Consider the following 12,086-nt stretch of genomic DNA (forward strand, 5'->3'; position numbering starts at 1 on the left):
TCGCCTTAATTTAATCCTAGCAGGTTATTCCAATAGGCCGGCTTTGCCGGCCAATCTTACTAACTCTGCCGAACTGTTGACTTGTAATTTTTTATAGATATTACTGCGATGGTTTTCTGCCGTTTTCAAACTCATGTCTAGTAACTCAGCAATTTTCTTACTGGTATTTCCCGCAGTGACTAAAAAAAACACTTCGCGCTCTCGCCTGGTCAACACGGTGATGGGGTTGACATACTTGGCCTGGGCCAGCGGTGAGTCTTGCTCATTTGTGGGCATCGGAAACACACTTTTACCCGCAGCCACCAACTTGATTGCGGCGATCAATTTTTCGCTCGACGTTTCCTTTAACACATAGCCCAGCGCACCCGCGTCGCGCATCGCCTCAACATATTCCAGTTCATCATGCATGGATAATACTAAGATGCGGCTTTCAGGCCGTTGGGCCAACAGTTTATCAATGGCCACTAAGCCACTCATGCGGGGCATTGAAATATCCATGATCACGAGATCTGGCGCAAGCTTTAACACTTGGTTGATGAGTTCGATCCCGTCACCACATTCACCAATCACGTTGATATCTTTTTCGGCAGTCAATACCTGGATTAACCCCTGACGCATGAGGACATGATCGTCAGCGATCACAATGGAAATACTCATATTGAAACCGTTAAAGTAATTCTCGAACCCTTATCGACCTTAGAATAGATAGTTAAATCCGCATTAAACGCCTGGGCTCTATCTTTCATACTGTTCAGACCAATACCTTTCTCAACCTCTTTATGCGCAAAGCCAAGACCATTGTCAATGATATCCAATCTAATTGTTTGGTGATGGCTGGATAACAGTATGCGTGTTTCTGAAGCCTGGGCATGTTTGATGATGTTTACCAGCGCTTCTTGAGCAATCCTAAAAATCAAGATACTGATATCTTTGGGCAGCACCAGGGTGCAATCAAATTGGCATTCGTAATGGTAATCTTCATGTGCAAATAAGCTTCTGCATAACCATTTAATCGCAGGGATGAGACCTAAGTCGTCCAGGATGGTGGGACTCATTAAACGTGATACCTGTCGAACATCTGACAGGGCCATTTCAGCTAATTGCGCCAGCTCTTGAAATTCGAGTTGAGTAAAGCTGATACTTTGTAAGCGTCTGGTCAAGCCGGTAAGCAGTTGGCCTACGCCATCATGTAATTCACGTGATAGTTTGGCTTTTTCTGATTCTTGCTGCGCCCATAAGCGTTTGGCGAGCAGGTTTAAGTTGTGTTGCTCTTCGTCTAGACGCGCTTGCAACAATGCTTGCTGTCGCTGCACTTGGGCTAATAAATGTTGTGTGTTTTCAGGGTTCAAGGTAAAGCTCCTGATATGACTTGGCCTGCTCCTCAGTCAATTGTTTGATCCACTCTTGCAACAGGTCTTGTTGTTTCAACTGGGCTTTTTGATCTTCGAAAACTTGATAATACAGGTGGTTTCGCCAATATCTTGGATGGGATACAAGTTGTTGGTGCAAAGACGTTCGGGCGCCAACTTGGGATGATTTAATAAACAGTAAATTCATGTATTGTTGGTAGTAAATAGGTTTAACTATTTGCTCTAATCGCCCCATAATTGGGCTGCTGAGCGGCAAGCTCAACCTTTCTTGAATATCCAACAAAATTTTCATTTCGGTGATCACCGGAATATTGGCGGTTTTGATTTTTTCCACAAATTCGATTGGCTCGCTGGATAAAAGCTCAGAGGTCACGACATCATAACTAAACACTAGCCACTTCAATAATGCCTGTTGTTCAATCATAGTGGCCGCTATGGTACTTTGGGCTAAGTCAATCTGTGCACGCAGGCAGGATAAATCTGCTGTTCTCAAACAAATTTCCCCGTGCCACAAATATATCTCCGTCAGGGCTCTGCTGTCGTCAGTCTGTTTGGCAATCTTCTCAGCACTGGCCAGATTTTCCAGGGCATTTTTCAAGGCACCATCGGCAAAGTTCAAAAAGCTATATAACAGTTTATTGATCATCAATTCTTGCTTTTGGCTGGGATCAAGCTGCTGGGAAACTTCGGCTAAATAGCCAGTAGCGGTTAAGCGATCGCCTTTTACCAGACTCAATTGAGCAAGATTCTGCAAGGTCCGTTGCAAGTGAAGTTGTTCATTATTTTTGCTAAATAGCGCTTTTGCCTGCTGCCAATAAATATCCGCCAAAGAATAATCACCGATTAAAAAATGCATATAAGCCACATTGCTCATACTTTGGGCTTGCTCAATGCTCCCCCCTTTGGCCGTGCGGATGTCTAGACCCCGTTTGTAATAGTTCAACGCCCGAGCATACAGCCCTTGCTCCTCATGTAAAAAACCGAGTGTATCGTACACATGTGCTTGTTGAGTCTTATCACCCACGACATCAAGGAGCTGTGATGCCTCCTCCAAGGCAGCTTTGGCCTGAATGAACTGGCCATTTAAAGCATCCAGATTAGCCAAATTGGCTAGGGATTTAACCCGTTCGAGGGGAAATTGTTGTGCGTCGAATATGCCTAGAGCTTCCTGCAAGTACTTTTCGGCGGTGTTATATTCTGCCAGTCGTAAGTAGGCTACGCCAAATGCGTTTAATACCAGGCCTTCTCCGCTCGGATCTTTATTTTTTCTATATAGGACTAAAGCCCGCGTCAACTCATTGTCAATGGCACTTTGGGTTTGTCCTGACAGAATTTTCAGGCGGGCTAACTGAAACCACAATTGCGCATTATTCGGCGTCAATTCAGCTGCTCGGTGATAATCGGCTATGGCTAATTCATAATCGTTTGCCCATTCGTAAATTTCTGCGCGCTTGGCCAATAAATCGGGTCGTTCTGGAAAAGCATCCGTCAATTTTTGTATCGCCTGGCGGGCTAACGGCAGATTGTTACTGATCTCAGCCTCCAGTAGACGACCGCTAAGCAACCAAAAAGGTGACTCGCTGTGCAATGCAAATAGCGTTTGCAGATTATCTTGTGCGGATTGGATGTCACCTTGTTGCCATGCTTGATATGCCGCCCGATACCAGGCCCCGGCTGAGTCGGGAGCGTATCGGGTTAGATTATTATGCATGTTTAGCAAGGCGTCAGGGTCATCAGCATTAAGCCCAGGCGCAAGTGCACTCAATCCTGATAATAGCGATGTGGCTTCAGATTGGTCAAATGGCTGGGATAACTGCAATTCAAATTGCTCAAACATACCTAGGGCAAAGTCAGCTAAATCTTGCTCCAGGGTGTTAGCATTAATGCTGCGGGTTAATTCAACGATGCTGATATCCCCAGGCATTGAATGAATACTCGCGTGGATTAAAAAGTCCTTTGCTTCGATATGATTGATGGTCAGTATTATCATCGCATCCAAGCCAAAAATGGTGGCCAAACTAATCCTGTCTTGAGGCACTGAAACCGGCTGCAAGGCAAGGTTATGGATGATTTCTTGGGTTTGATGACCGCCAATGACGGATAACTGGGGGTTGGTTTGCAGCGGGATTTCAAGTAGTTCAACCAAGCCATTGAGAAGTGGCGAATTACCGTCATGAACGATTGCGATTTGAATCGTGCTGATGGGTAAGGCCCCCGCAGTCGTCGACGACTGCTGCTGTTGCCATAGGATCCACACTATTACACTTAGCAAGATCAACAGCCCTAAGCCAATTACTCCATAGACATGCTTTGGGCTGCTTTTTTGCCCGTGATAAAAGTCATTGGCTTGACTTAAGCTGGGGCGCTTGGCTTGGTTAGGATGGCAAAGCTGGGAGACAAAATTGGCCTGTTTTGCCTGCCACCAACGCCCGCGAAGTGAAAAAGCATCTAGGGGCATATTCGCCAGCATTAATTGAATTATTTTGCCTGCGCTAAACAATTCTGATTGCACACTGGACTGGCCGGCATAGATAACTTCTGGGGCCGAAAAATCGTGGTGACCGCTAGTTTGCAACTTATCGTTTTTAAATTGGCCAATACCAAAATCGATAAGGCGAAGATTATTGTTTTCATCAATTAGAATATTGTCGGGTTTAATGTCCCCATGCTTGATCCCGGATGCCTCACATGCGCTTAACGCACTGAATAATTGCTCGGTCCAAAGACGGTATTCGTTTCTTGAAATCGGTTTTTCGAGTCGCTTGATCAGGGCGACACCCTTAATCAGCTCCATTGTAAAAAAGACCAGCCCTTGATCCTCAAACACATCATGGATACGAATAATATTTTGATGTTGTAAACGACGGGCAATCAGCACTTCATTGCGGATAGAGTCCAGCTTAGACGGATTATCTAGCGAGGTTTCTATTACCTTGATGGCTATATCCGTTTCCAATAATTGATCGTAGGCATGATACACATTACCTTGTGCGCCACTGCCGAGCGGTTCAATTATGTTAAAACGTTGAACCAAAATAGAGTTGTTTGCAAGTTGTGAGGCTGAGCGCAATGGATGGGTTGCCAGATTTATGCTGTTCGCTAGATCTTCTGTGTGATCGGTCAACTAGTCACTCCAGTCGATTTCTCACCAATGTGAGCATTAGTAATTACAAGCTAGAGAGATATTATGTTCTATAGATTGAAATAACAAACGCAATGATAGGATATTGGCAAACGACTCGACAAATTTAATATCAACTTCAGTGAAAAATTGGCGGCCCTGGGTGTTATCAGCATACAAAACACCAATGACATTATGGTCAGACATGATCGGTACACACAAAGCCGCTTGAATGTTGTTGCGCACCACACTGTGTTGCGATGCCAGGCTTGGGTCGTTTTGAATATTGCCGATAGCAAGGGCGCGCTGCTGGTCAATACAACGATGAATAATAGTCTTGCTGCCACTGAAACTGTGATCTGCCATCCATGCTTGAAAGCCCAAACATTGTTGCAGTTGTTTATCTTGGTCGACCAAAATCAGTGCCGCCCGCTCACAACCCAACGTTTGTAGCAAACAATGGCGAGCAGAATCCAGCAACGCGTTACTCGAGGCGCATTGACTAAATTGTTTGGACATTTGCGCAATCTGGTGCTGGCGCCACATCTTCTGATTGTCTAGGGCGGTCAACTGATGGTGGTTAAGCTGCTTAAATTGGCACGATACGGGGCCTAGCTGCAAGATATGCTGAGCCGTTAGCGGCAAACTCGTGATGCGTTTACCTTGGTGGTAACAGCCGGCACTACTGGTATCTTGAAGTGACCAGATGTTGTCGTCGTTAGCGCTCAAGGTGGCATGGGCGCGAGATATTTGTGGATGGTTAATCAATACATCGGCCTGGGTTGACCGGCCAATACTATAGGCATTACCTTCGAATAGAATATGTTCGGCCATCCAACCCGAATCAAGTGAAATGTTAACCTGCATTGGCACGGTAATGTCCTTGTTTAAATTACTACAATAGCAAAATCAAATGACCCTAAGACTGTATCTCAAGGTTTTAAGACGGGTCAGTAACTCACCTTGCATATTGAGTAAATCATTCGAAGAGCGCCACACATTGCTCATCTGGTCGCCTGTTGCGTTTTCGGTGATGTCGATTAAGCTTTCGGTAGCTTCTAGGGCAGCGGTGTAATTGCCCGCCAATAGTGCGTTTTGAAGCGTGTTAAGGCTGGTTTGAATAGACGCCGCTAATATTGGTGTCACCAATTCACTGTGGTCATTAAATAGTTGGTTTAGCTGGGAAAACGTATCCTCTATCATGTCCACATTACTGCGCTCGTCAAGCAAGATCATAAAGTCTGAGAAACTACCAGTGTTACCACGTGCACGGATACTGCCTGCGGAGACCATTGAAGTAATATCTTCGAAACTGTCATTAGCATGGGATCTAAAAAGCCTGGCTGGCATAGAGGCGTTATATGCCACTGACTTGGTATAAATTTCCACCGAGGCTAACCCTTCAAAACCAAATCCACTCATTGCGTTGGGACTGATTGAAATGATCACCGGAAAAGCGGGGATCGCTTTGATACCTGCAGAGGTGAGCCGATTTGTTACCGTGCTCGAGTTTACATCAACCAAGGTGGCGCTAATGTCTATATTGTCAGCGCTTAAGCCGATACTGTTTTCAAATTCCATGATTAAATCAACAGCAATCAACTCGGTGACTTGCAGTTTTGCTTGCAGAATATTGTCATTTATTGAAACTGCAGTAGGAGTAACAGTTTGCGCAATTGATACTTTAGTCAGCATCGCAACAAATAAAAAACCATAAAATTGGCGTAATGTTAGTGGCATAATTTTGCACCTTATTATTGTATACTTTCGAGTCAACTTATCTTATTCAGACCGCTACAGCAATAGCGGCCTGACTTTCGTTACCGACTCCCGGCAACCGGCTACCTATTACTGGTAATAATTAAGATAAAGTCGAGAGGCAAGTTCTGCGTAATGAGCGCGCGACACCGATTGTGCCGGTTCAAAACGTGCTGATAATCTTGGTGCCAAATCAAATGGTCCTTGTTCTATTGAAAACGCCACGTTTATCAGTGATAGATTAATTGCAAGTTGCACATAACCTTTCATCTCATCGGCAATCTGGTCCTGATCGGCCAACACAATCTGCTCACCTTTATAATCAACGATTATGTCGTTAGCCGGGTCAAAGCTGGTTGCTGCATCTTGTACTCCAAGCATTTGCACCAAACTATAGGCCAGGTCTGACTTGCTCATTTTAGCAAATGAGTTCGCCTTGTTATTTGTCGTTAACAGGACCGGGTTTTGATTACGATTGTTATCTTTAAGCGCACCACCTTTAGACGACACCGCCTCTAGGTATGGCTTATCTAATGTGGAAGCGCCGCTCAGTTCTAGTTGGGGTTCATTCAGCAGATCGCGATATTGTCTGACCGCACCACCCATCACCGCATAGCGTGCAAAATCTTTGCGACGTAACACGCTATTCGGAAAGAAGCTATTATTACCCAGTCCGTCCATAAGCCTCTCGCTGACCGCAAATTCAATCGCGCCTTGTTGTGGGTGGCCGCCTATATCGTCTAGTCCGTCGAATCCGTCGCTGACTTCAAACGCGACTGTTACATCAAAAAACTCAGGTGCTCCTGGTCCATTGGTCAAACCAAGGGGATCAGCATCGGTGCCAGATAAAGAGGTTAAGCCATACACATAAATCCCCCAAGTACCCGCCATACCCGGCGCAGAGACTCGCATGTCCTCTGTTAATACTGGAGTGGAAAGGTTACCAAAATACTCGGTACCATCTGGTGCCACTAGGACCAGTTTGGTCAGGTTAGCAAGAGTACTGGTTGAGGCCTTAACAATGACTGTACCTTCAGTAACCTCAAAATACTCCACGGCTGGTTCACCTACTGGTGCATAAAACAACTCTAAGTTTTCTACACGTTCGCTGGTGTAAACACTGGCGTTAGCATTAAACTTTTTATTTTCTAAATTATTAACAGTCACTTTGTGATTCGTATCATAATCTAGCGCCGCGGCCACCGCTGAGCGTGCGTTCGCATAGCCCGCGCCAACCTCCCACCTTTCGTAACCCGGCATGTTGGTGGCAGTTTCTTGCAGTAAACGTTTAATCGTCAGATTGTCGAGACTTGGATTCGCTTCAAGCATTAAAGCGATGATCCCAGACACATGAGGTGTGGCCATAGAAGTACCAGAAATCATGGTGTAAAAGGGCAGATTTTCTGGCTCTATCGCGTCTATATCCGCTTCGCCTCCATTGGCGGCTAAATTGGTCGTCGCGCGGGTAGATACAATATCCACCCCAGGGGCAACGATACTGACTTCATTATTATATTGCCAGGTTGTGCCATCTGGCATAGTAAAATCGCCGCTCTCAGATTTTAAACCGCGAGATGAAAAGTCGGCGAGTTTGCCAAATTTATCCCCAGCACCGACAGATAAACCCCATGGTATTTGTGAGTAGGGATTATTAGTGTCTTCGCCTGAGCCACTGTTGCCCGCAGCAAAAACACTTATTATGCCCAGTTTATGCGCCTTATAGGTAGCCAATGAAACTGGCCCTTTGGGCTCATACTTGCCACTTGATCCCCAAGAGTTGCTAATCACTTTAATTGGGCTGTTGTAGCTATAAACATTGTTAATCGCAAAATCAAAACCGCCAATGGTGTCTAACAGGAATAGTCCGCCGCCAGACCCATAACCGATTATATCTGCGCCAGGTGCTGCACCCACGTACTTTCCGTTGGACATAACACCACTGCCGGCAATCGTGCCAGCCACATGGGTGCCATGGCCTGAGTTGCTGTCGGTGTTAACTTGCCCTTTTAAGCTAGCTCCGTCGGTAATACCAGTTAAGCTAATCACCGATGCGTGGGTCAACCCTTGGACGTTTTCTACCACGGTATCACCAAAAAGCAGATCTTGATGGGCTGCATCAATCCCTGAGTCATTGACCATAACGGTGATGCCTTTACCGGTGAATTTAATCCCGTTGCGTTGTTCGAAATCGGCAGTTTGTAGATCTGCAACACCGGTTATCTGTCTAGCGTCGGCGTTAAAATACTCCATTTTGCGATTCGCAAAAATAGATTGAATATCGGTGAATTTAGCCAGCGCTTCAATTTGTTGTTTAGTGGCTAGCAAACCGATAATGGGCAATGATTTAAATTGCACACCTTGGCTAATCCCAAGAGACAAAATTTGACTTAGCTGTGCCTCTGTTAGCGGGGCTAATTGATTGTAGGTCACCACGGTCATCACCGGTTGAGAATCATTTAACGTGGGTAACGATTGGGCTAATTGATCGCCGATTAACGCGTCGGCATGCGCCGCGCAAGAGAGGCTTAACATGGCGGTAGCAATGGCTGTCAGTGTGCGTTTTTTCATAATAGTGTGCAACCTTGTGAGTTGTTTAAATTAGTTAATGTCACCCTATACTGACCAGTGTTTTGCTGAACGAATATAGGGGGTTCACCCTATATTTCAGTGCAATAACAGAAACTAGTCTAAACCTCTTTTACCTAGGAGAGCCTCAAACCAAAAAATAGACTGGGATATTAAGATTGATAACAATTACTACTTGCTGTGCTCATGCTGTACATTGATTATTTAAACGGATCAATACAGTTCTGGCCACCAAGCGGCTTATGCCGCCAAAGGCCAGAGTCGATACTGCGTGATATATGAAAAGTCACTAAGCTGTGGCCAAATCATTAGTGATTTACGTTTGACGGGGTCCGCGTACCTTTTACTTCAGAGCCTGGGCTGCCTCGATTAGATCCATAGCCCCCTTTGCCTCTCTAGACTCAAGCAACTCGTATGCCTGGCGCAGAGCCTGAATCACTTTTGGGTCTGTGTGTTTAGAGACTGCTAAATAAAAATCTTGCTTCATCTCAGGCAAAGCTATATTAAAGTTAAAGTCTTGCAGAGAACAATTAGCCATAGCGCAATAAGAATCAATCATGATTTTGTTGGCGGGCACTAAGTCCATGCGACCTTTAAATAGATCATCGTAAGTGGCTCATCGTTGGAATTTAGGCGCACCCATCAAGGTATTGATGCCGGTTTAGGGCATTTGAACATTGCGGGTCAAAACATGGCATTTGACGAAGGATTGTTACTTTGGTATGTCGACAATGCGTATAACGATAACTGGGTAGGGGTACATCCAGGTGACAGTTTCTTAGGTGTAGTTGATGCAGACCGCCATACCAATACCTGGAGTGGTAAATCTGCAGCTTCAACCCGTTATCAAATCCATGATGCGGGTCGTAACGTGCCTAACTATGGTTTGAAAATTCGCGTGGTTTCACAAAGTGCGGATAAATCTGTTGGTCAAATCCTTATCTATAAGTAAAAACTCGATGTTTGACTAATACGAGTTAATAAAAAGCGCTGATTATTCAGCGCTTTTTATATGTAACTAACCCCAGCTCTTAGCGCTAAGACGCTTGCGTTGAGCAGGATTACCTCCCTGTTTCCCGCGAGTTTGGCTTGGCAAACCCCCGATTGTTTATTTGCCTATTTTACTTCGGTTTTCTACCATTTATATCCTAGCAAATTAGCATCACTTTGCTTCTGAACCTTGTCTTGCTTTTGTATTTTTAAAGGCCCATAAAACCTCTGTCTTAATTGTTGGGTGACTAGTTAATTAATTGATATGTAGGGATAATAATATATTCTAAATTCTATTTTTGGTGAACTATATACCGCTTTACCCTTCCTTTGATGGTTGACTGCCACAGGGCCAACCCAATGGGCGATTTCTTTGGTTTAGATGACTTGAATACCGAAAATCCTGCCGACGTCTGCGGCATGATAGGCTTCTATAAAGGCTGGATGTCCGATTTCGCCCATTGGTACCAAAATTTGTCTGTGACAAAATCCTTGGCAAATTATTCAGTTGGTTAAGCTGTTTCCTGGATATCCTGAGTTAGGGTGTCCAAAACTTCATATAGTGTAAAACCCACTTCGGCCCTAGATTTACGCTGCATTAATCACTACTTTGGGAAAAGATAATATGAATGTACTGCCCTCTCCCAGGGTTGAGGTAAGTGAGACGCTGCCGTGATGTTTTTCCATCGCGGCTTTAACAATGCTCAAACCAATGCCGGTGCCTTCCCCCCTGCCAACCTTCTGAAATATGTTAAATATTCGTTCAAAGTTGCTTTCTTCTATCCCGATGCCGTTGTCCTGGATACATAACGATACGCTATCATCTCTATCTTGGGTATAAACTCGCAGTATTAATGGGCGCGAAGGGTCTCGATAGCGGACGGCATTGCTAAGTAAATTCATCACACATTGTGACAAGAGCGTTTTATTCGCATTGATTGGGTGTAGCAGTGAGGCAGTGTTGAAGGTCGCTTGAATATTACGATTATGCGGAGCCAGCCTCTGCCATTGATTGTCTATGACGGTCTGGGTATCTATCGCCTCCACATCATGATCCACTTTCATTACGCGGGACAGTGCCAACAAATCATCTAGTAATTCTCCCATGTGTTTGGCGTTATCAGCGATGCGAATAAGACGATGTTGCTGTTTTTCCGAGAGGAGCTGGGAAAGCTCATTATACAAGGTTTGCGAAAACCCGCCTATGGTAACCAGAGGTGCCTTCAAGTCATGGGATACGGTGTACACAAACTGTTCAAGTTGTTCGTTGCGCTCCGTCAATTTGCCTGACAATTCCACTAATTTGGCAAAGGTTTGCTCTCTTTTGCGGTTCGCTTTTTTCAGTTCCAATTGCGCCACAACTTGTTTGGCAATGATTTCAAGCTGCCTCTTTTGCTCATCGGCCAGGTGCGACGGCTTGTTGTCAATGACACAAAGAGTGCCCAGACGTTGCCCTTCCGGTGTGATCAAAGGTGCGCCTGCGTAGAAAATAACCTCGGGCGGACCGGTTACCAGGGGGTTGTCAGAAAAGCGTTCATCATTGCGACTGTCTTCTATTTCAAAGACCGTTTCACTGTGAATGGCATGGGCGCAAAATGCCCATTCCCGTGGTGTCTCGCTAACGGCAAGGCCATGATGTGATTTAAACCATTGTCTTTTGTCATCTATCAACGAAACTAGCGCAATAGGTGTTCCGCATATTGTTGAGGCAAGTTCGGTTAATTGGTCAAATGCTTCCTCCTCCTGGGTATCCAATATTTGATAATCGTAGAGTGCAGCGAGACGCTGAGCTTCATTTGCAGGAATGTCGGAAGAGATCATGTTGGTTTTGTCCTCACTTGGGTAACTAATGGCGCACTTTGGGGGTACTAGCAGCATAGGTTTTGGATTTTAAATATAAAAAACACCGGACTTACAAATTGTCTACATATCGTGGCGCAATGGGGTAAATCGGGTTAAAAGCCAAGGTTTAAAAGAACGCTGACGGAGTTTATGTAACTTCAGGCTTCAGACAAACCCAAAGTGTATTTTAGTGTGCCAAGGCTTGCTCTACTTAGCAATATTTAATACCTAAACGATAAAACATGCAGCCGGGTAGTCTGCGGCTCGTCTATTGCACGAAAACCGTAAATTTCTTTAGCAACTAGATGTAGGTTGCCACCTGCCACAATAAGGTAAGATTCCTTACCTGGCTGCTAAGGCCAGGCATGCATGAAGTTGCAACAATAGGATGTTCGTTTACAATACAGCCACTACAATCA

9 protein-coding genes are annotated in these 12,086 nt (G+C 45.0%); 2 read left to right on the forward strand and 7 right to left on the reverse strand.

The window, feature by feature from the left end; translation table 11 throughout:
• Positions 1-24 precede the first annotated feature (24 nt).
• The 6 genes from AC3RV5_RS04570 to AC3RV5_RS04595 all read right to left on the reverse strand — a co-directional run bounded on the left by AC3RV5_RS04570 (position 25) and on the right by AC3RV5_RS04595 (position 8,817).
• Entirely contained in the window at positions 25-657 is a 633-nt protein-coding gene (locus AC3RV5_RS04570) for a response regulator (protein ID WP_489730787.1), read from the reverse strand.
• Complete coding sequence (locus AC3RV5_RS04575; protein WP_489730788.1) at positions 654-1,349, reverse strand: sensor histidine kinase; 696 nt, start codon at positions 1,347-1,349, stop codon at positions 654-656. The genes AC3RV5_RS04570 and AC3RV5_RS04575 overlap by 4 nt, the downstream gene beginning before the upstream one ends.
• Entirely contained in the window at positions 1,339-4,494 is a 3,156-nt protein-coding gene (locus AC3RV5_RS04580; RefSeq protein WP_489730789.1) for a protein kinase domain-containing protein, read from the reverse strand. Before AC3RV5_RS04580 ends, AC3RV5_RS04575 begins: the two co-directional genes overlap by 11 nt.
• A gap of 36 nt (positions 4,495-4,530) precedes the next feature.
• Positions 4,531-5,358, reverse strand: coding sequence for a GAF domain-containing protein (locus AC3RV5_RS04585; RefSeq protein ID WP_489730790.1), 828 nt, complete (start codon positions 5,356-5,358; stop codon positions 4,531-4,533).
• 42 nt (positions 5,359-5,400) lie between these two features.
• Positions 5,401-6,231 (reverse strand): DUF6689 family protein, encoded by an 831-nt coding sequence (locus AC3RV5_RS04590; RefSeq protein WP_489730791.1) that lies wholly within the window; start codon positions 6,229-6,231, stop codon positions 5,401-5,403.
• Positions 6,232-6,339: 108 nt separating this feature from the next.
• Positions 6,340-8,817, reverse strand: coding sequence for a S8 family peptidase (locus AC3RV5_RS04595; RefSeq protein WP_489730792.1), 2,478 nt, complete (start codon positions 8,815-8,817; stop codon positions 6,340-6,342).
• 640 nt (positions 8,818-9,457) lie between these two features.
• On the opposite strand from AC3RV5_RS04595, the gene AC3RV5_RS04600 reads away from it, so the two are divergent.
• Together AC3RV5_RS04600 and AC3RV5_RS04605 are read left to right on the forward strand one after the other, a co-directional pair.
• Positions 9,458-9,787, forward strand: a complete 330-nt coding sequence (locus tag AC3RV5_RS04600) for a hypothetical protein (protein WP_489730793.1) — start codon at positions 9,458-9,460, stop codon at positions 9,785-9,787.
• Positions 9,788-10,185: 398 nt separating this feature from the next.
• On the forward strand, positions 10,186-10,341 hold the full coding sequence (locus AC3RV5_RS04605; RefSeq protein WP_489730794.1) for a hypothetical protein: 156 nt from the start codon (positions 10,186-10,188) through the stop codon (positions 10,339-10,341).
• Between the two features lie 72 nt (positions 10,342-10,413).
• On the opposite strand, the gene AC3RV5_RS04610 is transcribed toward AC3RV5_RS04605, so the two are convergent.
• A complete protein-coding gene (locus tag AC3RV5_RS04610; protein ID WP_489730795.1) occupies positions 10,414-11,646 on the reverse strand; it encodes a sensor histidine kinase in 1,233 nt (410 codons plus the stop codon).
• Positions 11,647-12,086: the final 440 nt, after the last annotated feature.

Source organism: Paraglaciecola sp. IT1134 (genome assembly GCF_058068185.1).